The sequence below is a fragment of the Rosistilla oblonga genome, from assembly GCF_007751715.1.
Classification (GTDB): domain Bacteria; phylum Planctomycetota; class Planctomycetia; order Pirellulales; family Pirellulaceae; genus Rosistilla; species Rosistilla oblonga.
In genome coordinates this window covers 5,019,789-5,045,228 of record NZ_CP036292.1, presented here as the reverse complement: position 1 = coordinate 5,045,228, position 25,440 = coordinate 5,019,789, and the positions used below count along the sequence as shown (strand labels likewise).

The window sequence follows — 25,440 nt, the reverse complement described above, 5'->3', positions numbered from 1 at the left end:
CAATGCGTCCTCGAGAACCCTCGTTGGGCTTTGCAGGGAGCACCGTCCTGGTTGACATCCTGCACGATGGATACATCGTTTACATTGGTGTGCCGGGGCTACGTAAAGGATAGCTTGGTATGTTTTCGCTGCGTGAGAACGTCCTCTTGTATGAATTGTGCTTGCTGGAACGGCGGAAGCGGGCTCGATCGCGTGCTAGCATTTCACCGCTCGACCCCGTCGTTACCCTTTCAACCAGTAGAGTCGGCCGCGCCGAAGCGCGGCCGACTCTTCCCCGCTGAATGACAATCCTGTTACGGATTCGACGCGTCGATCAGCGGCGAAACTCCCGAGCGACTCGGAACGTTGACGTCGATCGTCGCTTCGCTCTTGTCGAACAACTGGTACAGCGAAGTCGCCATCGCTTGAGCTCGCGTAAACAGATCGTGGCTGTAATATCCACTGTTTGGCGAGACGAGCAGGTTACCGCTGTGGTAGCTGATGTCGTAGTTCGCCGGGTTGAACGTTCCGCCCGAAGCGTCGGAGACATTCAACAGATAGGGGCCGGACAACGCGTCTTCGTGTGCCCCATCGCTTTGAAACTCGACGGTTCCAACGGTCTCGCCATTCTTGAGGCCGTCGGCCCGCCAGCTTGTGGAATCGAAGTGGGCGGTGTCGCGGAAGTCCTTCAACACGTTTTCACTAAGAATTGCCAGCGGTGCTTTGTCGACGATAAACGTGCCGTTGAACGAATTCTGCAAACGGTACTTCGGCGACAATGTGCTGTCGTCGACCGACAGCGTGTAGGTCCCCGCGTTGGTTGTCGGAGTGATCGCAAAGGTGGTTTGTAAACCGATCGACGACAACTGGTCGACGGTAACCAAGTTACCGTCGACCAGTTGCATGCCCGGATTAACAGGGACGTCGCCATAGATCGATTGGCCGTCGAGTGCCCGGACGATGATATCGATGATCCCGACGAAGATCGACCAGTTCTGCGAAGCGCTACCGATGTAGTCTCCTTCAAACAGATCCGCATAGGTTTGCTTCGGATAGGGATCGGCGCTGTTGAAGGTTAATCCGTATACACCATTCAAGTTCGCGTTATCGGCGATCACAACCCGTTCCTCGCTGGGGACGTACAGTCGCAATTCGCCACCATCCGCCCGGCTGTCGCTGATCAACTTACTGTTGTTACCGATCGTGATTCGGGGCTGCCCCACGCTTAAACTGTCTTCGGTCACAGCGAGGTAGGTGTCGCCCGAAGCATAGACGCCGTAGTAATCGATCTGATGACCGATGGTTCCCGCATTCAGCGTGATCTGGTCGGCAGCGCGAACATAAATATCGCCCCCGACTGTTTTACCTAAGTCGGTGTTGCCCAGGTAATCGCCATGGCCGATCGTCGCATAGTCCAGTGGATGCGTGCCACCGGTCAGCGTCGCCGATCCCATCAGGTAGGTGTCGATCGATCCTGTTGCCGATGTTGTGGCGTCCAACCGGTAGCCAAGCTGTGCCGAGCGATGGTTGATTGGATCGGCGGTGATGTTCAGGTCTTTGGCGAACACATTGGTTTCGCCCAAGCGGCTGCCGACCGAAACGTTTGCGGCTTGAGTTCCATCGCCGATCTGGACAACCCCCGTTCCCGTGCCGAAGAGCGTCGTGCCGTAGGCTTCGTCTTTGAAAGTCTCCGTGTCGAAGGGCGTCAGTTTCTGAGTCGTTCCGTCCCAACCGGCGACCAAATTGACGTCTCCGGTGCCGTTGGCTTTCACATCGGCATTCACCGTCATGTCGTTCAAGCTGCGGAGCGTGATGTTGTCGTTGCCGGTTGTCGACATCGAATCGAGAACGATCAGATTGTCGGCGTCGACAGCGATATCACCGCTCGAACTAAAGTCGCCTAGTCGGAGGGTGCCGCCACCCGCGGTTGCGTCGATCCAGATATCTGCGTCGGGGTTGCTGGTCGAAGCTTCGACATATTGCGTGCCCGCGACACGCAGCCCGCTCGATTCCATCAGGCCGTTGATGTGCTCGATGCCATCTCCCGCCGACAAGACCAACTTGATATTCGAATTCTCATCGTGGTGTGCGTATTCGGTCTCCAGAATGCCGTCTTCGGTTGTTTGGAGTTTTCCCGCCGCTGTGATTTCCAGTTTGCCGTCGGCATAAACCGAGTCGGTGAAGATCAAATCGCCAGCAGACGACTGGACCTTCAGCGTTTCATAAGTCGAAGGACCGCTGAATGGATTGTCATCGTCGGTAATCGTCAGCGTACCAAAGCGAGTGGTTCCCGAGGTGAGAATGTCCATGCTCCCGTCGTGAGCAACTCCCGTGACAAGACCGTCGTTCGGATTGATGATGGCGACTGCAATGTCACCGTTGGCCGATTCAAAATTGACGTCGCCATCGGCATTGGAACCGCCGATGTCACCGCGGTTCAGCGTCAACCGCGGCGCTCCATCGATATCTTGGGTCGCCGATAGATTTACATCACCATCGCTTGTGATCGTTCCACCCACGATGTTGTTTGCCGTGATGTCGGTCGACTTTCCAGATACTGTGTGAGTCAACTGAGTGATCGTCGTGTTGAATGCTCCCGAATCGATCGACACGTCTTTGTCGAAGGTTGCATTGACGTGAGTCGCTTGACCCGAGAAATCGAATTTGTCAAATCCGATGAATCGATCCAGTTCGGATTGATTGATGTTGACGCTTCCCGCGGTACCGTTGCCGATGCCTAAGGATGAAGAGACGTTGATGTCGAGGGTCTGAGGCTGCGCCGATAGCGTCTCGATAGGACCTGTGCCACCAAACGATGAAGCGATGTTGAGCTCCAACGATCCATCGATTTTGAGACCTTCGGTGCCGGAAACGATAAAGTTGTCCGCTGTGAAGGTTGTCGCGCCATCGACCGCGGTGATCCCCGTCAGATCGGCGTCTTGCAGCGAGATCGTTCCGCCGGCGACTTGGTTGTGGAAGTCGATGTCAGTGAATCCGGTGATCTCATCGATTTCCGCGTTGGTCAAGGTCCAGTTGCCAGAAGCGCCGGCACCAATCTTCATCGTCGCCCCGAACCCGCCAGTCGGTTTGACAAGTTCCAGCGTTCCGCCCCCCGCGTTGTTGAAGGTCTGGTGCAGCGCGTCGGCATCGGTGGCGATGACCAAATCAGACGACGAGAGCCGGATGTGATCCGATGCGGTCTTCAAGTTGTCGACGTAGATTGTTCCGCTGGTCGTCGAAAACGAAAGCGAATTGGGATACTGTGACGCCGTCTGAAAATCAACGTTGATATCTAGATCGCCGAAGCTGGTTGAAACCGAAAGATCGTCGTATCGCCCCAGATAGTCCAGTTCCTCCGTGCGGATCTGAAAGCCGCCGCTGGTGCCATCGCCGATCCCAATCGAGATCGATGTGTTCAACGGAGTAATCTCCAGCGATCCCGTGTTGTTAGTTTTGGTGACGGGATTTGTGATTACCAGGTTCTGCGTCTGGAGAGCTAGATTTTCTTTAATCGAGACGTTGTCGAAACTGATTTGAGATCCTCTCAGGACCACATTGGCAAACGCACTCAGGTCGGCACCGACCGCCGATAAGGCCGATGACGCGGTGTGAGTGTTTCCGATGATGAACTGGCTGAAACCAGTAATCCCCGCGAGATCCGCCGCGTCCAGCGTCACCGCGCCAGCTCCCGACCCCAGACCGATCGTTTGGAACGTCGGGCCAATGTACTCGAACGTGTCGGCAACTGATGTTGATGTCGAACCGGTGGCGGTGCTGCCAGTGATCGGACCGTTAACATCGAGACTTGTTCCTGTCAGTTTCAGACCGCTGCCAGAATAGCTGTCGATGTTTAATGCCTCTCCTTGGATCTCCAGCCGCTGTTGGAAGCCAGCCGCCCCGTCAAAGTCGAGGTCAAAATCGCCCCCTAGGATCGTCAATCGGCTGCGAATGTTTCCGAGATCGGAATCGGACAGGCTGAACGTGCCAGTTGCTCCATCTCCCATCCCGACATTTTCAGTGTATGTCTTCGTGATGTCGTCGAATGCGTTGAAGGTCAAGCCGCGTGCCGACGAGAGCGTTCCATCCAAGTCGATGTTGGCAGCGGTGATGACCGTTTTGCCTTTCATCGACACCGACCCGCCTGGCTCGATCGCAAACGTTCCGCTATTGGCGAGGAATGACGAGGTAACCGCAGCGTCATCACCTGTCCGCGTTTCTGTGATATCGGCCGCGACAACGATATCGATGGAGTTAACGCCTCCCAATTCGTCGCGCATCGTCAACGAGGTTGGTGTTCCTGTCGTAAGCGGAACATCGCTCAAATCGGTTGGAAACAAATCCGCAACGACATCGATTCGAGTGCTTGCTTCGATGATCAGATTGCTCAGCCCCCATTGCCGCCGCAGCGCGGGTGCGGAGGCACCATCGACAGTGAAGATCGCGGGGTCTAACAACAGAGTTCCAAACTCGCCCGCTGCTGCGGACAGGTCCGCCAAGCCGCGGAATATCAATTCGCTTCCCGAAACCTCTGCAAATCCGCCGTTGCCCGTGGCGCCGTTGGCGCGACCAACGATCGTTCCCCAGAACTCCGTCGCGACGTCCGACCAGACGATTGCGGTTCCCGCATCGCCCGCTTCGGTAGCGCTGACGTCGATCACCGTGTCGGCAGAGACGAATGTGTTGGCAGCGTTAGCGATCCGTGAGTCGCCGCCACGATGGCCGCCGCCAACCAAGACTTCACCTCCGCCTTGAGTTCCCGATGCGTCGATCATGGCATCGTCCAAGTGAACTGAATCACCCGACACAGCGACAAATCCGCCCTCGGTCCCCGATACGTCGATCGTGCCACCGATCTCGGCACTTCCGCCCGACGCGTCGATCCGTACGCTGCCGCCCGCCAGTTGCGAATCGGATTGAGTCAACTGAGCGGCAATCGTACCTTCATTGACGACGTTACCGTTGGGATTAACCAAATAGACCTCGCCACCAACACGCAACGCGCCGGTCACGCGTACCGTGCCGCTGTTCTTGATCAGCGAAGCCGTTTCGCTGATCCCGTTGGCGATCGATTGGATGTCGGCTTGGATGTAGCTGTTGCCGTTGGGCAGCTGAATCGTGCCGCCGGTCGCCAAATTGATCGATCCGCCATTGGACGTGATCGTCCCCGAGTTGTGGATCTCGTGGGCAAGCAGGTGAGCGCCGCCAGACCCCGTCGCGATCGTCCCTTGGTTGATGATCGCCGCCGTCGAATCGCCAGAGAACTGCAGGTCCTCACCTTCCATGAATTTGGAGTTGGAGATGTCCAACGTCGAACCAACAAAGCCGTTGGTGTTGATAACACCCGTCGAACCGACAACGATTCCGCTGGGGTTGACCAGAAAGACGTTGCCGTTGGAGTTGATCGCTCCGTTGATCAACGACGGCGTTCCGCTGCTGAGCACGCGATTGAGGACGGCCGAGTCGACGCCGGGCTGGTTGAAATTGACAGTCGATCCCTGACCGACCGAGAAATTATTCCAGTCGATGATGGCGCGATCGGTAGCCGTGGTGATATTGGTCGTCAAACCTTCGGTCGCGATGGTGCCGACACCTGCGGTGATGTTGCCTCCCTCGGGCATTTGGCCGTAGATCGAGCCTCCCGACAGAGAACCAAACAACAACGAAAGTAATAGTAGACGCCGTTTTCGGCGGCTATTTGTTTTCGCGGATTGCTTGCGATTGGTTTTGAATCGACGAAGACGGCTCAGTCCGAAATAACGCCCCATTGCTTTGCCCCGTTAAGTGCATGATTGTTTTGTGGTTTGGCTGCGTCGCTACTCGATGCGCCAGTTTCTAATGGTGAACATGTGAAACGTTGCACCTCTAGGCAAGCTTGGCGTGTGGGGCAGGCGTAATTGTCGGGGATTCTAGCGCCGACAGGCAACCTGTGACGCTTGCAACAATTGGTAGGATGGGCGCCGGAGAGGGACGCAAGCACAGTGAGTCAGATCCGCTCACATTCTCTGGACGGGCCGCACCAGCGGCCGTTGGCTGGGGCCGATGTAGTTTGCGGTCGGTCGGATCAAGCGGTTGTTGGCCCGTTGTTCAAAGATATGAGCGCACCAGCCCGCGGTTCGAGCCATCACGAACAAGGGCGTAAACAGCGCGGTGGGGATTCCCAAACAATGGAATGCCACGGCGCTGTAGAAGTCGAGGTTGGGGAACAGCCCCTTCTCACGTTGCATCACCGTTTCGATCCGCTCGGCAACCGCATAGGTTTTCAACTGACGTGTCTGTTTGCACAGCGTCAGTGCCCAGCGTTTCATGATCTCCGACCTCGGATCGGTCGACTTGTAAACGCGGTGTCCAAATCCCATGATCTTCTCGCGCCGGGCGAGCTTGCGTAGAACGCCCTGTTCCGCCTCGTCGGGCTCGGTGAAGCTGGAGATCAACCGCATCGACGCTTCGTTGGCACCGCCGTGCAGCGGCCCTCGCAGCGTTCCGATTCCGGTGCAGACCGCCGAATAGAGATCCGATCCGGTCGAAGCGGTCACCCGCGCGGCGAAGGTCGACGCGTTGAATTCATGTTCGGCGTACAGGATCAATGCGACATCCAACGCCCGGCGATCGACTTCCGACGGCGCACCGCTGTGCAACAGCTGCAGGAAGTGTCCCGCCAAGGTCGTCTGTTCGGATTCGATTTCGATCCGGAACCGATCGTTTGCGAACCGGTACCAATAACAGATCATCGATGGGTAGACAGCCAGCAGCCGCGCGGCGATCCGTTGCTGTTGGTCGACCGAATGATCGGGCTCCCAACATCCCAGCAGCGACGTCCCGCTGCGCAACACGTCCATCGGATGCGACGTCTCGGGCAGTTGCTCCAGAAAGGTGAGCATCTCGTCCGATAGCCGTTGCTGGGCGATCCGGTCGGCGAGGAATTGATCGCGCTGGGCGGGAGTTGGCAGCTCGCCGTGCAGCAGCAGCCACGCCACCTCTTCAAACGTCGAATGCTCCGCCAAGTCTTCGATGGTGTAACCGCGGTAGGTTAGACCGACGCCTTGCTTGCCCACGGTGCTGATCGCCGTCTCGCCAGCGACTACGCCGGCCAAACCCGTTGAATTCGTGAGAATCATGACAGTCCTCTGCGGTTGATTTGCGGTGCGTTATCCTTAATCCGGTTCTTGGGCGTGATAATCCAACACGTCGTACAATTCCTCGCGAGTTTGCATCGCGGCAATCAATTCTGCCTGCGTTCCGTCGCGGCGTAGTGTTTCGTAGGCGTTCCGAGCGGCGGCATTCATGCAGCGGAACGCTGTCAACGGATATAAGATCAACCGCACTCCGGCCGACCGCAATTCGTCGACCGTGAACATCGGCGTCTTCCCGAATTCGGTGATGTTCGCCAACACAGGCACTTCGACCGCGGCGGTGAAGCGTTTGTAATCGTCCAGCAACGCAACCGCTTCGGCAAAGATCATCTCCGCCCCGGTCTCGACGTATCGCGCCGCCCGATCGATCGCCGCATCGATCCCTTCGACGTCCACGGCATCGGTCCGAGCCATGATCGCGAACCTGTCATTGGTTCGGCTGTCCAAGGCGGCTTTCAAACGATCCTGCATCTCGATTGTCGAGACCAGTCGTTTACCGGGGCGATGGCCGCAGCGTTTCTCCGCGATCTGATCTTCCAAGTGCAGCCCGGCTGCACCAGAGCGGATCAGTTCACGTGTCGCGCGGCCGATCATCCGTGAATCGCCCCAGCCCGTATCGGCATCGACCAACAGCGGCAATTCAGTCGCCGAAGCGATGCGCCGTGCATCCTCTAATACATCGTGCAAAGTCGTCACGCCCAAATCGGGCAGCCCGTGCGACGCGCTGGCGACACCGGACCCCGACAAATAGATCGCTCGAAAACCGGCTTGCTCGGCTAACATTGCCGAGATCGCGTTGACAGCTCCAGCGATCTGCAACGGTCGCTCATGGTCGACGGCGGACCACAAACGTTCCCCGGCGGTGACAGGTTGCGAAGGCGACATGGTTGTTTCTGAGAAACGAAAAATGCCCAACGATCGATTCGCAACAGAGTGTCCGATTCGACTGGCCCCGGATTAGCATTCCGTTGGGCGTTGCCGAAATTACCTAAACCCTGCCGCCATTGGTGGCGAAACTTCACGGCGGGTGCGGATTGCGGCGACGCCAGTTTTGATTTGTTGCGGCCGATGGTGCATATAATGCATTGTACCCATCTCGAGGGAGTGTCGCGATGAATTTCGTTGCCGCCGAATCACCCGCTTTCCGAACATCGCTCAGCGGCGTTCCGATAAAGCCGTTGTACGGTCCCGCCGACCTGGCGGACTTTTCGGCGCAGGCGGAGATTGGTCGGCCTGGACAGTTCCCCTACACCCGTGGCATCCACGAATCGATGTATTGCGGACGGTTGTGGACGATCCGCCAGTTCGCCGGCTTTGGGCGACCTCGCGATACAAATCGCCGCTTCCGCTTTCTCTTGGATCAGGGGCAGACGGGCCTCAGCACCGCCTTTGATCTGCCGACGTTGATGGGATTGGACAGCGACGACCCGCGATCGGTTGGCGAAGTCGGCCGCTTGGGCGTCGCCGTCGACACCATCGACGATATCTTGGCACTTTTCGATGGCGTCGATCTGCAGAAGGTTTCCGTCTCGATGACGATCAACGCTCCGGCGATCGTAGTGATGGCCTTCTATCTGGCAGCAGCTCGGCAGCGCGGCTGCGATTGGCGTCAGCTGAGAGGGACGATTCAGAACGACATCTTAAAAGAGTTCCATGCGCAGAACGAATTTGTCTTTCCGCCGGAGCCTTCGGTTCGGTTGGTGGTCGATTTGATCGCGTTTTGCACCCGCTATGTCCCGCAGTGGAATCCGGTATCGATCAGCGGATACCACATCCGTGAAGCCGGTTCGACGGCGCAGCAGGAGCTGGCGTTTACGCTGGCCGATGGACAGCATTATGTGCAAAAGTGTCTCGAACGGGGACTCAGTATCGACGCGTTCGCGCCGCGGCTCAGCTTCTTCTTCAACGCGCACAACGATCTGTTTGAAGAGGTCGCCAAGTATCGGGCGGCGCGAGCGTTGTGGGCAGAGATGATCCGCGATGATTATGGTGCGAAATCGGAAGCTTCGTGGAAGCTGCGGTTCCATGCGCAGACGGCTGGTTGTTCGCTGCAAGCGGCGCAGCCGGAAGTGAATGTTGTGCGAGTCGCCTATCAAGCGATGGCCGCAGTGCTTGGCGGCTGTCAGTCGTTGCATACCAATTCGATGGACGAAACGTTTGCCTTGCCCAGCGAACAAGCGGTCACGTTGGCACTGCGAACTCAGCAGGTGCTGGCGCACGAGACCGGCGTTACCAATACTGTCGATCCGTTGGGTGGCAGCTATTTTGTGGAAAGCTTCACGCACAAGATGAAGCAGGACGCCGACGCTTGCTTTCGGGCGATCGCCGATCAAGGCGGCATGATCGCCGCCGTGGAGAATGGCTATTTCCGCCGCCAGATTGCCGATGCCGCTTTCGAATATCAAACCGCTGTTGATCGCAGCGAGAAGCTGGTCGTTGGCGTCAACGCATTTCAACAGCCCGATCGCGATCCGATCGCAGTGATGGAGATCGACCCGGCGACGGAACCCGGCCAAATCGGTACCCTACGCGCCGTCAAACAAAACCGCAGCGGTGCCGATGTGACGCGTTCGCTCGACGCGCTGCGGCACGCTGCCGAACATCGTGACAACGTGATGTCCAGTCTGCTGCAAGCGGCCGACGACCGGGCGACGGTGCAGGAATGTGTCGACGCCTTGGCCGATGTCTATGGCCGCTTCCGACCTTCGGCGGCATGGTGATATGAACCAACCTCCACTTGCTCAACGAATTTTGTTAGCCAAAGTTGGCCTCGACGGTCACGACCGCGGGATCAAGGTCGTCGCCCGAGGCTTGCGCGACGCGGGGTTCCACGTCATCTACAGCGGCCTGTGGCAATCGATCGATGCCGTCGTCCAAGCCGCGGCTGACGAAGATGTCGACTGGCTGGGCGTCAGTATTCTCAATGGTGCTCATATGACTCTGGTTCCCGCGCTTTTGGAATCGCTTCGCCAGCGTGAGCTCTCCCAAATCGGCGTGATCGTCGGCGGGATCATTCCGCCAGCCGACCAGGCGAAACTGATCGAACTCGGAGTTCGTGGCTGTTTCGGCCCCGGGACGCCTCTTCCTTCGATCGTCGAGTTTTGCAACAGCTGAGATTCTCCCATGCCGCACGATAGCTCTCGTAACCAGATTCCATCGCTTGCCCAACGATTGGGCCGCGGCAATCGAGTGGCACTGGCGAGGTTGTTGTCTTTGGCCTGTAAACAGGAGCATCGATCGACCATTGCGGCGGCGATACGCGGGCAGGATGCGAGCGCGTCGCCGCGCGATGCGGAGGTGATCGCGTTGACCGGCAGCGGCGGTGTGGGCAAGAGCAGTCTGTTGGGATTGTTGGTCAGCGATTATGTCGATCGTGGAGCCACGGTCGGTGTGTTAGCTTGTGATCCGGAGAGTCCGATCAGCGGCGGGGCGGTGTTGGGAGACCGTTGCCGGATAGCGACCGGATCGGCGACCGAGCGGTTGTTCGTTCGCAGTCTGTCCACGATGTCGGGGCAGCAAGGCGTGGCCTCGTCGGTAGCGCTATCACTGCGAATCATGAAGGCCTTCGGGTTCGATCGGATCTTCGTGGAGACCGTTGGCGTCGGGCAAGGGGATGTTGCGATCCGCGATCTGGTCGACGTCGTCGTCCTGACGCTGCAACCGCAGACCGGTGACGATTTGCAATGGGAGAAAGCCGGCCTCTTGGAAGTCGCCGACGTAGTGGTCGTCAATAAATCGGACCTGCCTGGATCCGATGCGACAGTCGCCGAACTGCGACATCAATTGACGAGCGCCGAATCACAATCGGTAGCGATCGTGCAGACGTCGGTCGCGGATCGCACAGGGATCGAAACGCTTTGCGCAGCGATCGACACCGCGTTGCGATCGCGCCGCGACGTTCGATCAATGTACGCACCCGCTGCGAAACCGCGTGCGCTCGCTGCGGGCGATGCAAGTCAGACCGATCCGTTGTTGCAACAGATCGCCGATTATGTCTGCGCCCCGGCGGACTTCAGCGACGAAGCCTGGGCCACTGCCAGGCTGTGCCTGTTCGATAGCCTCGGTTGCGGTTTGTTAGCACTCAACCATCCGCAGTGCACCCGGTTGTTGGGGCCCGTTGTTCCCGGAGCAACATTGGAAAACGGAGCGCGAGTGCCGGGGACGGCTTATCGTTTGGATCCTGTCGCGGCGGCTTGGAACATCGGATGTATGATCCGTTGGCTCGACTTCAACGACACTTGGCTGGCGGCGGAATGGGGCCATCCGTCCGACAATTTTGGCGGCATCTTGGCGGTCGCGGACTATCGAACGCGTCACGGCAATCCGCTGACGGTCCGCGACGTCTTGGCCGCTGCGATCAAGGCGTATGAAATCCAGGGGATCTTGGCGCTGGAAAACTCCTTCAATCGAGTCGGCTTGGATCATGTGCTGTTGGTCCGGATTGCGACCGCCGCCGTGGCGACTCATCTGTTGGGAGGCACGCGGCAACAGGTGATCGATGCGGTCAGCAACGCTTGGGTCGACGGCGGCGCCCTGCGATGCTACCGCCACACGCCGAATACCGGTTCGCGAAAGAGTTGGGCGGCTGGGGATGCGACGCGGCGTGGCGTACAGTTAGCCCTCTTGAGCGTCGCCGGCGAGAGCGGTTATGCCAGCGCATTGTCGGCGCCGCAGTGGGGATTTGAAGACGTCTTGTTCGGCGGACAATCGATCGCATTGCCGCGACCGCTGGGATGTTACGTGATCGAGAACGTGTTGCTTAAAGTCGCGTTTCCGGCGGAGTTCCATGCGCAGACGGCTGCCGAAGCGGCAATCGCATTGTCGCGACAACTTGGATCGCGGGCGGATTCCATTCAACGGATTCGGATCGAGACGCAGGAGTCGGCGATCCGGATCATCGACAAGACGGGGCCGCTGCACAATCCGGCCGATCGCGATCATTGTTTGCAGTACATCGTGGCGGTCGCGCTGCTGAAAGGACGCCTAACGGCGGAGGACTACGGCGCCGAAGCCGCCTCCGATCCGCGGATCGATCGGCTGCGATCGTTGATGGAAGTCGTCGAAGATCGGCAGTACTCGCGCGACTATCTGAATCCCGACAAGCGTTCGATCGCCAATGCGGTCCAGTTGTTTTATGACGATGGTTCGGCCAGCCAGCGGATTGCCATCGAATACCCGCTAGGGCATCGGCGTCGACGCGACGAAGCGAAACCACTGCTGCGGGAAAAGTTTATAAGCAACGTGGCAACGCGCTTCAGTCCCCAGCGAGTTGAGTTATTGCAGCGCTGTTTTGACGATGACGGATTGGATGCAATGTCGATCGATCGATTCATCGATCGTTTTGTGGAAACCTCGTGAGAGACCTCGGATGACCAGCTTGAGAGAGCTCACCGAACAAATCACTTGCCAAGAGCTGACGCTCCGCGAAGGAGGCGGTGCCGAGGGGCAGCAGCGACAGTTGCGGCACGGCCGATTGCCGGTGCGTCAGCGGTTGGAATTGTTGTTGGACCACGGACGTCCCTTCTTGGAACTGGGGCTCTGGGCGGCGGATGGGATGTACCAAGAATGGGGCGGCGTTCCGGCGGCTGGAATCGTCACGGGGATTGGTTTTGTTCAAGGTCACGGTTGTCTGATCGCCGCCAACGATGCAACGGTCAAAGCGGGAGCGATGTTTCCGCAATCGGTCAAGAAGCTGCTGCGAGCACAGAAGATCGCCTACCAATTCCGGATGCCGGTGATCTACCTTGTCGATTCAGCCGGCGTCTTTTTGCCGCTGCAGGACGAGATCTTTCCCGACGAAGACGACTTCGGACGAATCTTCCGCAACAACGCAGTCCTCTCGGCTGCGGGAGTGATCCAATACGCGGCGGTGATGGGAAACTGCGTCGCCGGCGGATCGTACCTTCCCGTCTTGTGCGACAAGCTGCTGATGACCGATGGCAGCCAGATGTGCCTGGCGGGGCCGGCGCTTGTGAAAGCGGCGATCGGTCAAACCGCCGATCCCGAACAACTCGGCGGGGCGTCGATGCACGCATCGATCAGCGGCACCGTCGACTTTCACGAACCGGACGATCCCGCTTGTTTAAACCGCTTGCGTTCGCTGGTCGATCTATTGCCGATCGATCGGTCGCGGTCGAGCGACATTTGTGACGTGGGGCCAGAGCGAGATTGCGATTCGGTTTACGACATCGTTTCGGCGGACGGGCGGCAGGAGTACGACATCCGCGACGTGTTGCGAAGCATCGTCGATGGAGACTCGTTGCAGGAATACAAAGCGGAATTTGGGCAGACGATTGTAACGGCATTCGCTCGGATCGGCCGACATCCCATCGGAATCGTCGCTAATCAAAAACGGCGATGCCGGGCGGCCGACGGTGAGCTTCAAGTCGGCGGCGTGATCTATCCCGACGCCGCCGACAAAGCTGCTCGGTTTGTGATGGACTGTAATCAGATGCGGGTTCCCATCGTCTTCGTTCAGGACGTGCAAGGCTTTATGGTTGGCAAACAGGCGGAGCAAGCGGGGATCATCCGCGCCGGAGCCAAGTTAGTCAATGTAATCAGCAATTCGATCGTGCCGAAGTTGACAGTGATCATCGGCGGATCGTTTGGTGCGGGGCATTATGCGATGTGCGGAAAAGCGTACGACCCCGCGCTGATCCTCGCCTGGCCCTCGGCGAAGTACGCGGTGATGGGCGGCAACCAAGCGGCCGACACGCTGTTGCAATTGCAGTTGCGCGAAGCCCAACGCAGCGGACGCACGTTGGCCGATGGAGAAGTCGATGCGCTGCGCGATTCGATCCGCCAGCGATATCAAGAACAGACCGACATTCGCTACGGTGCAGCGCGCAGTTGGGTCGACGCGATCATCCCGCCGCACGAAACGCGACTCTGGTTTCTGGCGGCGCTCGATCTGTTGCCAGCCACCGAGCAACAAAATTTCAGAGCGGGAGTGTTGCAGGTTTAGGGGAGGAATGTTGTTGGACTCAATGAGAAGTGTGTCGCCCTCCGGGCTTGATGGTTTACGGCTGTGCCGGTTCCCGGTGGCTTACACCACCGGCATTAGATTTGCCGCCCTATCGGGCTGAAGAGAGTGGGGAAATCAGTCAACTGCACACCAGGCCGGTAGGCCGACACAACAACTGCCGGGGTCGTAAGGCCCCGGAAAGAAAGAACAACAGATCGACAAGGCCGATAGGCCGACATAAGGTTCGATCCCTATGCCGCCCTCCGGGCTTAGGGCATTGCCAGGTTCCGGTGGCTTACAACACCGGCATTGGATATGCGGCCCTATCGGGCTCAGGTGAGAGTGGGGAAATCAGTCAACTGCACACCAGGCCGGTAGGCCGACACAACAACTGCCGGGGTCGTAAGGCCCCGGAAAGAAAGAACAACAGATCGAAAAGGCCGGTAGGCCGACACATGGTTCGGTCCCTATGTCGCCCTCCGGGCTTTGGGGCATAGGGCACTGCCAGTTCCCGGTGGTTTACACCACCGGCATTATATTTGTCGCCCTATCGGGCTGAAGAGAGATGGGGAAATCAGTCAACTGCACACCAGGCCGGTAGGCCGACACAACAACTGCCGGGGTCGTAAGGCCCCGGAAAGAAAGAGCAACAGATCGACAAGGCCGGCAGGCCGACACAAGACCCGCCGGGGCCGTCAGGCCCCAGGACAAGAGGCAAACCGGAAGACAACCACGAGGCAATAACCCATCATGTCGCGTTCGATTCGAATCGGAAATGCTCAAGCCTTTTGGGGGGATCGCAGCGCAGCGGCGGCGGAGATGTTGAATCTGGAACCCGAGCTGGATTACCTCACGCTGGACTATCTGGCCGAGGTCTCGATGTCGATCTTGGCGATGCAGCGACAACTGAATCCAGAATTGGGATACGCTCGCGATTTTGTCGATGTCATCCGTTCGTTGGCTCCCTATTGGGCGGCGGGAGGCAGCTGCCGAGTGCTCGCCAACGCAGGCGGACTAAATCCGGCGGCGTGTGCCGAGGCGTGTCGCAGGGCATTGGAACAAGCAGGGTGTCCTGCGCTGCGGATCGGGATCGTCAGCGGTGACGACGTCTTGGACGAACTCCGGTCGTCCGCTGCCGCGGCGGAATTCAAGAACTTGGACGACGGCGAATCGCTGGCCGGCAACGTCGAGCGCATCGTGACGGCCAACGCGTATCTGGGAGCCGGTCCGATCGCCCAAGCGCTGGCCGATGGAGCCCAGATCGTTATCACGGGCCGCGTCGCTGACCCATCGCTGGTCGTGGCGGCTTGTCTGCATCATTTCGGCTGGCAAGAGAGCGAACTGGATCGCTTGGCCGGCGCGACGGTGGCGGGCCATCTGATCGAATGCGGAACTCAAGTGACCGGTGGGATCAGCACCGATTGGCTAAATGTTCCCGACCCCGCCAACATCGGATTCCCGATCGTCGAGGTCGCCGACTCGGGAAACTGTATCGTCAGCAAACCGCACGGCACGGGAGGACGCGTGACGGCGACGACGGTTCGCGAGCAATTGGTCTACGAAATCGGCGATCCCCGCGACTACCGAAGTCCCGATGTTTGTGTTTCGTTCGATTTGCTACAGGTCGAAGATTTGGGATCCAATCGGGTGCGAGTCTCCGGTGCGGTTGGTCATCCACGCCCCGAACGTTATAAGGTCAGCGCAACGCTCCGCGATGGCTACCGGTCGGCGGGAACATTGGTGATCGTTGGCCGCGATGTGGTCCGCAAAGCGAATCGATGTGGCGAGATGGTTTTGCAACGCGTCTGCGAAGCGGGATTCCAAATTCGCGATAGCCTGATCGAATGTCTGGGGAGCGGTGCTTGTTCCGGAAGCGTTTTATGCCAAGACAGCGATGGCGATCCGGATGTCTTTGGCGAAGTCGTTCTGCGGATCGCTGTCGAGTCGGAAACGCAAGCCGCGGCTGAGCGGTTCGCTCGCGAATTGATGCCCTTGATCACCGCGGGGCCACAAGGGACGACGGGCTACGCCGAGGGACGGCCTCGCGTGCGACCGGTGATCCGGTATTGGCCCTGTTTGATCGATCGAGATCGCGTCACGCCACGTGTCGACACGATCCAAACCGATGACACCTCATCGGACGACCGGTCGCCGAGTGCTTCCGAAACGCAGACGAAGACGCTTTTGGTACAAGGTGGAATCGCCAGTCAGTATTGCGAAGAGGAATCGGAATCGGGAATGACAACCGGCATGGACGCACTAACAACATACGCTTCGCGATTGGGGGCGATCGCGTTTGCACGTAGCGGCGACAAGGGGACATCGGCCAATATCGGAGTCTTGTTGCGATCCGATGACGATTGGGATTTTCTGCAAGCTTGGTTAACCACGGATCGCGTGGCAGCGTTTTTGCAGCCGCTAGGTGTCCAATCCGTCGAACGCTATGAACTGAAGAATCTCGCCGCGCTGAATTTTGTCATCCGCGGTATCTTGCAGAACCGATTGCGCAGCGACGCACAAGGGAAAACACTGGGGCAATTGCTGTTGGAAATGCCGTTGCCCACCGAACGTGGGCGTACAATTGAAACTGAACAAAGGTGAAAACTGTGATGGAAGAATGGATCCTTGTCGAATCGATCCAACCGGGAATCGAGTCGATCGTGCTGAACCGCCCCGGTCGCCGCAATGCGCTGAGCATCGAACTGTTGGATCAATTGTCTGCCGCGTTGAAACGGATCGAATCGGATCGCGGCAATCGCGTGGTGATCTTGCGAGCCGCCGGGCCGGTCTTCTCCGCGGGGCTCGATCTGCGTGAAGCTGCCGATCACGCGTTGGTCGAACGATCGGCGGCGGCGGTCGAACGGGCGCTGCGACAGTTGCGCGAGACATCGTTGATCGTGATCGCGGCGGTTCAAGGCGGAGCATTTGCCGGCGGAGCGGGATTGATGGCGGCTTGCGATCTAGTGATCGCAGCAGAGGATGCCAAGTTTGGGTTTCCCGAAGCGCGGCGTGGTCTGTTGCCCGCATTGATCTGCGATGTGCTGCGTCACAAAGTACGCGAAGGGGATCTGCGGGAACTGTTTCTGTTGGGCGAACCAGTCGACGCCGCGCGAGCGCAGCAGGTTGGGCTGGTGCAGCGGATTGTTGCGGCAGATCAGTTGCGTGTCGCTGCGGTTGCAGCAGCTGAGGCCGTGATCGCTGGCGGTCCCCAGACGATTCGCCAAACGAAGCGGTTGATCAACGAGACTTTTGCCGTTCCTAAAACGAATGATGCGGGAGACAGCATCAAAAAACATCTGGCAGCTCGTCACAGCGCCGAGGCGCATGAAGGGCTGGCCGCGTTTATTGAAAAGCGAGATCCAAGATGGGAAGCCACGTAACCGAACCGTCGGCGGAGCGTCTGCAGCAGCGAGCCGAACAGATCCGCCAAGCCGAAGAACTGCTGGGCTCGCTGCCGCAAACAATCGGATTGGCCAAGGGTTTGTTTGCCGGGCGATTGATCGCCGATTGGGTCTTTCCCTACCCGCAACTGTCGATCAATCAGAAAGCCGACACCGACGCGGCGGTTGCCGAATTGGAGGCGTTCTGTGATCGGAATCTCGATCCGGTGCGGATCGATCGCGAAGCGGACATCCCGCGCGAATTGATCGATGGATTGGGGCAGTTTGGATTGCTGGGGATGACAGCGCCCGAGGAGTTTGGCGGCCGCGGGTATTCCCAAATGGCCTATTGTCAATTGTTGGAAGTGATCGGCAGCCGATGTAGTTCGACGGCGATCTTCGTCAACGCGCATCATTCGATTGGGATGCGGGGGCTGTTGCTGTTCGGCAGCGATGCGCAGCGGCGGCATTGGCTGCCCGATCTGGTCAGCGGAAAGAAGCTAGCTGCGTTTGCGTTGACGGAACCCGAAGCCGGTTCGGATGCATCGAACGTGCAAACGATGGCGGTTCCGACCGCGGACGGCCAACATTTTGTACTCAATGGACAGAAGCGATACATCACCAATGGAGCGATCGCGGATGTCTTGACGGTGATGGCGCGGACTCCGGTTGCCGAGAGCGACAAGACGGCGATCACTGCGTTTCTCGTTACGCCCGATATGCCGGGATTCCAGGTGACCGAGCCGCGGATGGAAAAGCTGGGGATTCGCGGGACCGCGACGTCTCGGCTGGCCTTCGACAACATGCACGTGCCGCGAGAAAACATCTTGGGGCCGATCGGCAAGGGACTGAAGGTCGCCCTGACGGTACTCGATTTTGGCCGCACCACGTTCGGAGCCTGTTGCACCGGAGCGGCGAAGACATGTGTGCAACTGGCGACCGACCACGCGCATCGTCGACGGCAGTTTGGCCGCTCGTTGGCGGAGTTCGAACTGGTGCAACAGAAACTGGTGCGGATGGCGGCATGGACCTACGCGATGGAAGCGATGACAACGGTCACGGCCGGCCTGATCGATCGCGGTTTGGAGGACTACATGTTGGAGACCGCGATGTTGAAGGTTTGGAGCACCGAGCGGTTGTGGACGATCGTCAACGACGCGTTTCAAATTCACGGCGGCGCTGCCTACTTCACCGACCTGTCTCTGGAACGGATGCTCCGCGACCACCGCATCAATCAAATCGGCGAAGGGGCCAATGAAGTGCTGATGTCGTTCATCGCGTTGACGGGGATGCGAGGTCCGGGCTTGCAGATGCAAGCTGTCGCGTCGGCGTGGAAACATCCGTTGCGCGACGCCGGGTTGGTGTGCCGGTTTGCAACCGATGGAGCTCGCTTGCGGTGCTGTTCTCCCGCGGTCTCGCTGCGATCGCCGGAACTGCGACGGTACGGAAAGCAGCTGGGAAAACAGATCCGCCGTTTTGGGGCGACGGTGCAAAAGACATTGGTCACGCATCGCGAAGAGGTGCTCGAACGCCAGTTGGTGTTGGAGCGGATCGCATGGATGGCGATGGAGTTGTTCGCCGCGGCGTCGACGCTGAGCCGATTGGACAGCGATCTTGTCGCCAACGATCACACGCACGACGCCGTCGCACGATGGTGTTTGGCTGATTCACATCGCCGCATCGAAGGATTGCAGCGAGCGATGCGTTGCAATGACGACGACCTGCTGAAGCTTGCAGCGAATTAGCCTTGGGCGTCCACGAGATAAAGTTGTCAGTGGACGCCGGGGAAGCAAGCAAAGTATATTGGGGTAGAGTTTCCATTGTGAAACCTGCGGCCTAGCGGCAAAACCATGTTGAGCGACCGACGGCAATTCGGAATCGAGCAGGAACAACGAGATGGGTACGGGCATTCCACAAGACATGGAGCCATTCGTTCAGCGAATGGTCGCTGGGCGTAGGTTTTTGAGTGAACAAGATGTGGTTACCGAAGGATTGCGTTTGCTTCAGGCTCGCGAGACCCTTCGTGACGAAGTTGCCAAAGGGTTTGCAAGCCTCGACGCGGGGCAAGGGGTGCCAGCGGATCAAGTGTTTGCAAGGGCTGAACAACGAATCGCGGAAATCGAACGCTCAGAACGATAGTGGCCCAGGTCGTCTTCGCACCCCGGAAGCGGATGACGATCTCGAAGCAATCGTTGACTACATTGCACGGGACAAGCCGATGGCCGCCCGCCAATGGCTTTTGGAAATTCTTAAGACGTGTGAAATGCTTGCGAACCAACCGGGGGTAGGGGAAGATCGCAATGGTTTTGGTGTTACGGGGTGCCGGTCTTATAGCGTTGGGCAGTATGTTGTGTTCTTCCGTGCGAGGGAGGGTGGCATCGAGGTCTCGCGCGTGATTCACGGAAGCCGCGACATGCGGAATCTCTAGGACGCCCACTATCGACCGCCTGCGACGCGAATTTTCTGGGCGACTACGCGGTTTCGATATTCGCTTCGACTTGCAGGCCCAGTTCCTCGATCGCTTGTTCGCGGATCTTGAACTTCTGGATCTTGCCGGTGACCGTGGTCGGGAACGCGTCGACAAACTTCCAGTACCGCGGGACTTTGAAGTGCGCCAAACCGAGGCGACAGAATTCGCGAAGCTCTGCTTCGGTTGCCTGTTGATCGCGTTTGAATTTGATCCAGGCGAGGATCTCTTCGCCGAAGCGATGATCGGGAACGCCAACGATCTGCACGTCTTCCACCGCCGGGTGTTCGTACAGCCGCTCTTCGATCTCGCGGGGATAGATGTTTTCGCCGCCGCGAATGATCATGTCGTTCAATCGACCGGTGATTCGGTAGTAGCCATTGGGTTGTCGCATGCCGAGATCGCCGGTGTGCAGCCAGCCATCGCGATCGATTGCGGCGGCGGTTTTATCGGGTTGGTGGTAATAACCGATCATCACCCCGTGGCCGCGGCCGCAGAATTCACCCTGCTGACCATCGCCAAGTTCGGCGCCGGTATCGGGATCGACAATCTTGGCTTCAAATCCAGGCAGTGGTTTTCCGACCGTGCCGACTCTCAATTCGATCGGGTCGTCGGTACGAGTCTGCGTGATCAACGGCGAGGCTTCGGTCTGACCGTATCCGATCGTGATCTCGCTGGCTCCCATGTCCTGCGTGACCCGCCGCATCAATTCGATCGGACAGGGACTGCCCGCCATGATCCCTGTCCGCAAGGAAGAGAGATCGTGTTTGGAGAACGCAGGATTTTCCAGTTGAGCGATGAACATCGTCGGCACGCCATAGATCGCAGTGCAACGCTGCGAATCGATCGCGGCCAACGTCTCCCCGGCATGAAAGCACTCCGACGGGAAGATCATTGCCGATCCGTGCACGATGCAGCACATTGTCCCCAAGACGCAACCAAAACAATGGTAGAGAGGCACCGGCAGACAGACGCGGTCTCGCGGCCCCAACCGCTGCGATTGGCCGGCGTAGAAAGCGTTTAACAGGACGTTTCGATGCGACAGCGTCGCCCCTTTGGGATGACCGGTCGTACCGGAAGTGAACTGGATATTGATCGCGCGGTTTGGATCCAAGCGTTCGGAAACTTCGTCGACACAGGTTTGCGGAACCGAGACGGCGCCGGACATCAGATCGTACCACGACAATCCAAACGACGGCTGACGGCCACGCATTTCGACGATCCACCGCAGCCGTGGGAACGTTGGGCTGTGCAGATGGCCGGGCGTCGATGTGGCGAGATCGGGAGCCGCTTCGAGCAGCGTTTCCTGAAAGTGAGTCGTCTTATAATGATCGATCAATGCCAATCCGCGGACATCGGCTTGTTTGAGGACAAACTTCAGTTCGCCCGCCCGGTACGATGGGTTGATGTTGACCAACACGACCCCGACCCGAGCGGTGGCGAATTGCAGCAGAACCCACTCGGGAACGTTGGTCGCCCAGACGCCGAAGTGGTTGCCGGGGACAAAGCCCAACGCCAACAGGCCGCGAGCGACCAGATCGACTTCGCGATCCAGTTCGGACCAACTGACCCGAACGCCCGGACCGCAGAAGACAAACGCGTCGTCATCCGGGTATTGCCGTGCGGTCTCTCGCAACACTTGTCCGATCGTCAGCCCGTCGACCCAGGGTGTCGGCGGAGCAATTGGCAATTGAGCAGTACTCATTTGTGAACTCCCGTCCGCGTGTACTCCTTCATTCTAGGGAATTCGGTGAGAGCGAGGCGATCAAAAGCTTCAGGAATATTCGGCCGGCGAGATCTCGGAATCGCCTAAAATGCAATTAAACGAAGGCTGTTCTTGCGAAAGGTCATTCGATGTCGACAGCTTATATTTTGTCGGCGTGTCGCACGCCAATTGGTCGTTTTCAAGGCGATTTCGCCTCCGTGGCGGCTCCCGACCTGGCGGCTGTCGCAATTCGTGAAGCGATCCGGCGGACGGGATTGTTGGACGCAGAGGTCGACGAAGTGATTCTCGGCCACGTCTTGTCGGCGGGCGTTGGCCAAGCGCCAGCGCGTCAGGCGGCGCTGCGAGCCGGGCTGCCCGCGACCGTTGCGGCTTGCAGTGTTAATAAGGTATGCGGTTCGGGACTGAAGGCGGTGATGCTGGCCGACCAAGCGATCCGGTCGGGCGATGCGAAGCTTGTTGTAGCCGGAGGGATGGAGAGCATGAGTCGCTGCGGTTGGCTGTTGCAACGCGGGCAGCGGACGTTGGGTGATCAGCAGTTGACTGATTGGATGTTGCACGATGGGTTGACGTGCGCGATGACGGGGCATTCGATGGGAGCGATCGCCGACCAGTTGGCCGCTCGCGCGAAGATCTCTCGCCCGACGCAAGACCGCTTTGCTTTGGAGAGTCATCGTCGGGCGATCGAGGCGATCGATGCCGGGGCCTTCGCCGAGGAGATCGTTCCCGTTGCGGTGAACAACAAAAACGGAGCGATTGAAATTTCGAGCGACTCTGGCCCGCGGCGGGAGACGACTTTGGAGCAGCTGGCGGAACTGAGGCCGGTGTTTGGCAAGGAGGGAAGCGTGACCGCCGGGAACGCTTCGATGATCAGCGACGGCGCGGCGGCGGTTGTGGTGGTAGATGCGTCGGTCGCGGAGCGCAGCGTTGTTCGCCCGCTGTTCCGGATCGTGGCGACGGCGACTGTCGGAAGTGCTCCCGAAGATTTGTTTACCGCGCCGGTTGCTGCGATTCGCGAGGTCGTTCGCAAGGCGGGACATTCGCTACAGGAGATCGATCTGTTCGAGATCAATGAAGCTTTTGCCGTTCAGATGATCGCCTGCATCGATCAACTTGACATTCCTCACAGCCGTGTCAACATTCACGGCGGAGCGATCGCGTTGGGGCATCCGATCGGTGCAAGCGGCACGCGTGTGCTGGTGACATTGCTGAATGCGTTGCAGCGTCACGAGAAGCGACTTGGCGTTGTGGCGCTCTGCTTGGGAGGGGGCAACGCGGTGGCGCTGCTTGTCGACCGAGAGATTTGAATTTGAGCAACTACTTAATGATTTCAAGCGAACCGTTGGATGGTTCGCCAGCAAGGTGATCTGAATGAAACGTTCGTGGATTCCCGTTGGAGAGCTGCAATTGCTACCGGTCAGCGGCGGGCAATTGTGGATCGACGGTGGAAGCATGTTTGGCATGGTGCCGCGAATGATGTGGCAACGGTTCGCCGAGCCCGATTCGCAGCACCGGGTGCTCGTCGAAACGAACTGCTTCGTCGTGCGGACGCCGACTTCGTTGGGAATCATCGACAGCGGATATGGCGGCAAGGCGGGGCCAAAAGTTCGCAAGCGGATGAGCATGGAGGATGGGATGCCGCTGGTGCGAAATCTCGCCGAACATGGGATCGTTCCCGACCAAATCGATTGGGTGATCCTATCGCATCTGCACTTCGATCACGTCGGCGGCTGTGTCGCCCGCAATGCCAGCGGTCGGTTGGAACCGGTCTTCCGCCGCGCTCGGCATATCATCCAGCAGACCGAGTGGGCCGACGCGACGGGAAAGATTCCCGAATTGGTCGGTTCGTATTTTGCCGACGATATTGTGCCTTTAGCCGATGCGGGGTTGGTCGAACAGGTCGACGGCACGACCGAGATCGTCTCCGGCGTGACGGTCACGTTGACCGGAGGGCATACGCGCGGTCATCAATCGATCGCGCTGCAGTCGGGAGAAGCGTCGGCGATCTTTGCGGGGGATATCTGTCCGACGGCGGCGCATCTGCCGACCTTCTGGACGCTTTCCTACGATCAGTTTCCGTTGACGGTTCGGCGACTGAAAGCGAGCTTGTTCGATAACGTCATCCAGCACGATCGATTGCTGTTGTTTTCGCACGACCCGGTCACTCCAGCCGTCCGGTTAACGCGGTCCGCCGACGGACAGGTCGTTGGGCACGCAGTCGGTTAGCGGCTATTCCGCTTGGAGTGCTGCTTCCTGCGGTTCGACTGCTTCGGACGACTCTTCGTCGGATTCTTTTTCAGCGTCCTGCCCGGCTGGAGCTTCCGACGCCGCATCGATCGCTTCGCGGATCAGCCGAGCCGGCACCAGCTTCGCCAACTTCGCTCCCGTCTCATCGACGGCAACGGCGATGTACATACCAACGATCGCGATCTCGTCGGGCGACTGCATGAAGCTGAAGACGGGGCTGCCGCTGGTTCCCGAAGCGACGGTCGGAGTGGCATAGATGATCGGAACGACGCCCCAGTCACCTTTGGATTTAAGCTCGCGCGAAGCGATGTGCCCGCGAACGACCAGCGATCTGATCGGTGGGGTGGTGCCATAGGCCATTGGAAAGCCGGCGAAGACAATTTCGCTGGCTCGCGGCGGCGTTGAGGTCAGCAGCGCCTCGTAGGGAAGGGCGAGGTAGTTGAAATCGGCGATGTCGGACTTCGACGCCCGCGGGAACTGAAGCCGCGCGACCGCCAGATCGTTGTTCTTGAACTGAGTCCAAGGGTTGGTGTCGGCGGGGACGATCCCGCGCAGCTGCATCCAGCGCGAGTCGCCATCCTCGCGGACGTACAGGATACGCGTGTCCCCTTTGGTTTCGTCCGCGGCATGATTGGCGGTTACCATGAAATATGCATCGCCTTTGCGAATGAAAAAGGCCGTCGCATGCTTGTTGGTCGTCTTCTGTTTGGTCTGAATCGCAACGACCTTATCCCAGTGTTTGGGTTCTTGTGCTTCTTCGCCTGCCAGATCGCAGGCGAACAGGCTGCAAGCGAGCAGGAGCATCAGAGGCTGAGATTTCATCGGAATCCATCGGACGGTGGGGAGCGAAAAGAAGTGGCATTGGCGATCGCGGTGGCGAGATTATAGAGCGTATCTCGGAGGTGAGTTAACCGCCGGCTTGCAGCTTGAATGCCAAGTGGCTCTTCACCGCGGGCCATTCGTGCTGCAGGATCGAATAGACGCAGGTATCGCGGAGCGTGCCGTCGCGGTGGCGTTGATGGCTGCGAAGAACGCCGTCGAGTTTGGCTCCCAACCGCTCGATCGCTCGACGGCTGGCAAGGTTCAGACTGGAGGTGCGATACTCGACAGCAATACACTGCAGCGTCTCAAACGCATGGCTCATCAGCAGCAGCTTGCACTGCGTGTTGAGGCCCGTCCGCTGCACGCGCTGTGCGTACCAGGTCGATCCGATCTCGAGACGTTTGTTTGCGGCGTCGATGTGCATATACGTCGTCATGCCGACGATGTTGTCGTTGGCATCGCGGACGACGAAGGGCAACATCGAACCGGAGGCCTGCAGATTCAGCCGTCGCTCGATCTCGGCCATCATCCCTTCGGGCGTGGGAACGTTGGTGTACCACAGCTTCCAGAGCTGGCCATCCTCGACTGCGGCGGCCAACGGATCGTGGTGCTCGCGCGACAGCGGTTCCAACGTCGCGAGGGGGCCGCGAAGCGTCACGGGCTGCGGCCAAGGGGGCAATGCGTTCATCGAGTCTCCGTACCCTATCGTCTTGTCGATCGCTAGATTT

At 58.8% G+C, this 25,440-nt stretch carries 16 protein-coding genes; 10 read left to right on the top strand and 6 right to left on the bottom strand.

Features of this window, described 5'->3' with window-relative positions; translation table 11 throughout:
• Positions 1-293: 293 nt before the first annotated feature.
• The 3 genes from CA51_RS17840 to prpB form a co-directional block, all read right to left on the bottom strand.
• Positions 294-5,639 (bottom strand): beta strand repeat-containing protein, encoded by a 5,346-nt coding sequence (locus CA51_RS17840; RefSeq protein ID WP_197451273.1) that lies wholly within the window; start codon positions 5,637-5,639, stop codon positions 294-296.
• A gap of 333 nt (positions 5,640-5,972) precedes the next feature.
• The gene (locus CA51_RS17835) at positions 5,973-7,094 is read right to left on the bottom strand and encodes a citrate/2-methylcitrate synthase (RefSeq protein WP_145122580.1); all 1,122 of its coding nucleotides are present in this window, start codon (positions 7,092-7,094) and stop codon (positions 5,973-5,975) included.
• 36 nt (positions 7,095-7,130) lie between these two features.
• On the bottom strand, positions 7,131-7,994 hold the full coding sequence (prpB, locus tag CA51_RS17830; RefSeq protein ID WP_145122579.1) for a methylisocitrate lyase: 864 nt from the start codon (positions 7,992-7,994) through the stop codon (positions 7,131-7,133).
• 227 nt (positions 7,995-8,221) lie between these two features.
• On the opposite strand from prpB, the gene CA51_RS17825 reads away from it, so the two are divergent.
• From CA51_RS17825 to CA51_RS26405, 8 genes are all read left to right on the top strand, one after another.
• Positions 8,222-9,829 carry an acyl-CoA mutase large subunit family protein gene (locus tag CA51_RS17825; protein ID WP_145122578.1) on the top strand — a complete coding sequence of 536 codons (1,608 nt, stop codon included), beginning with the start codon at positions 8,222-8,224 and terminating at the stop codon, positions 9,827-9,829.
• 1 nt (position 9,830) lies between these two features.
• Entirely contained in the window at positions 9,831-10,223 is a 393-nt protein-coding gene (locus CA51_RS17820; RefSeq protein WP_145122577.1) for a cobalamin B12-binding domain-containing protein, read from the top strand.
• A 9-nt stretch (positions 10,224-10,232) separates the two neighbouring features.
• The gene (locus tag CA51_RS17815) at positions 10,233-12,467 is read left to right on the top strand and encodes a bifunctional 2-methylcitrate dehydratase/aconitate hydratase (protein ID WP_145122576.1); all 2,235 of its coding nucleotides are present in this window, start codon (positions 10,233-10,235) and stop codon (positions 12,465-12,467) included.
• A 10-nt stretch (positions 12,468-12,477) separates the two neighbouring features.
• Positions 12,478-14,073 carry an acyl-CoA carboxylase subunit beta gene (locus CA51_RS17810; RefSeq protein ID WP_145122575.1) on the top strand — a complete coding sequence of 532 codons (1,596 nt, stop codon included), beginning with the start codon at positions 12,478-12,480 and terminating at the stop codon, positions 14,071-14,073.
• Between the two features lie 750 nt (positions 14,074-14,823).
• Complete coding sequence (locus CA51_RS17805; RefSeq protein ID WP_145122574.1) at positions 14,824-16,674, top strand: acyclic terpene utilization AtuA family protein; 1,851 nt, start codon at positions 14,824-14,826, stop codon at positions 16,672-16,674.
• Positions 16,675-16,682: 8 nt separating this feature from the next.
• Positions 16,683-17,453, top strand: a complete 771-nt coding sequence (locus CA51_RS17800; protein WP_145122573.1) for an enoyl-CoA hydratase/isomerase family protein — start codon at positions 16,683-16,685, stop codon at positions 17,451-17,453.
• A complete protein-coding gene (locus tag CA51_RS17795; protein WP_145122572.1) occupies positions 17,438-19,198 on the top strand; it encodes an acyl-CoA dehydrogenase family protein in 1,761 nt (586 codons plus the stop codon). The genes CA51_RS17800 and CA51_RS17795 overlap by 16 nt, the downstream gene beginning before the upstream one ends.
• 230 nt (positions 19,199-19,428) lie before the next feature.
• Entirely contained in the window at positions 19,429-19,881 is a 453-nt protein-coding gene (locus CA51_RS26405; RefSeq protein ID WP_145124227.1) for a type II toxin-antitoxin system RelE/ParE family toxin, read from the top strand.
• 43 nt (positions 19,882-19,924) lie between these two features.
• Here the strand turns inward: CA51_RS26405 and CA51_RS17780 are convergent, their stop codons facing one another.
• Positions 19,925-21,625, bottom strand: a complete 1,701-nt coding sequence (locus CA51_RS17780; protein WP_145122570.1) for an AMP-binding protein — start codon at positions 21,623-21,625, stop codon at positions 19,925-19,927.
• A 149-nt stretch (positions 21,626-21,774) separates the two neighbouring features.
• Here CA51_RS17780 and CA51_RS17775 point away from each other — a divergent pair, with 149 nt between their 5' ends.
• Both CA51_RS17775 and CA51_RS17770 read left to right on the top strand, forming a co-directional pair.
• The gene (locus tag CA51_RS17775) at positions 21,775-22,950 is read left to right on the top strand and encodes a thiolase family protein (protein ID WP_145122569.1); all 1,176 of its coding nucleotides are present in this window, start codon (positions 21,775-21,777) and stop codon (positions 22,948-22,950) included.
• Positions 22,951-23,014: 64 nt separating this feature from the next.
• Positions 23,015-23,869 (top strand): MBL fold metallo-hydrolase, encoded by an 855-nt coding sequence (locus CA51_RS17770; protein ID WP_145122568.1) that lies wholly within the window; start codon positions 23,015-23,017, stop codon positions 23,867-23,869.
• Between the two features lie 3 nt (positions 23,870-23,872).
• Here the strand turns inward: CA51_RS17770 and CA51_RS17765 are convergent, their stop codons facing one another.
• Together CA51_RS17765 and CA51_RS17760 are read right to left on the bottom strand one after the other, a co-directional pair.
• Entirely contained in the window at positions 23,873-24,712 is an 840-nt protein-coding gene (locus tag CA51_RS17765) for a S1 family peptidase (protein WP_145122567.1), read from the bottom strand.
• A gap of 85 nt (positions 24,713-24,797) precedes the next feature.
• Positions 24,798-25,400, bottom strand: coding sequence for a GNAT family N-acetyltransferase (locus tag CA51_RS17760; RefSeq protein ID WP_145122566.1), 603 nt, complete (start codon positions 25,398-25,400; stop codon positions 24,798-24,800).
• Between the last annotated feature and the right edge of the window lie 40 nt (positions 25,401-25,440).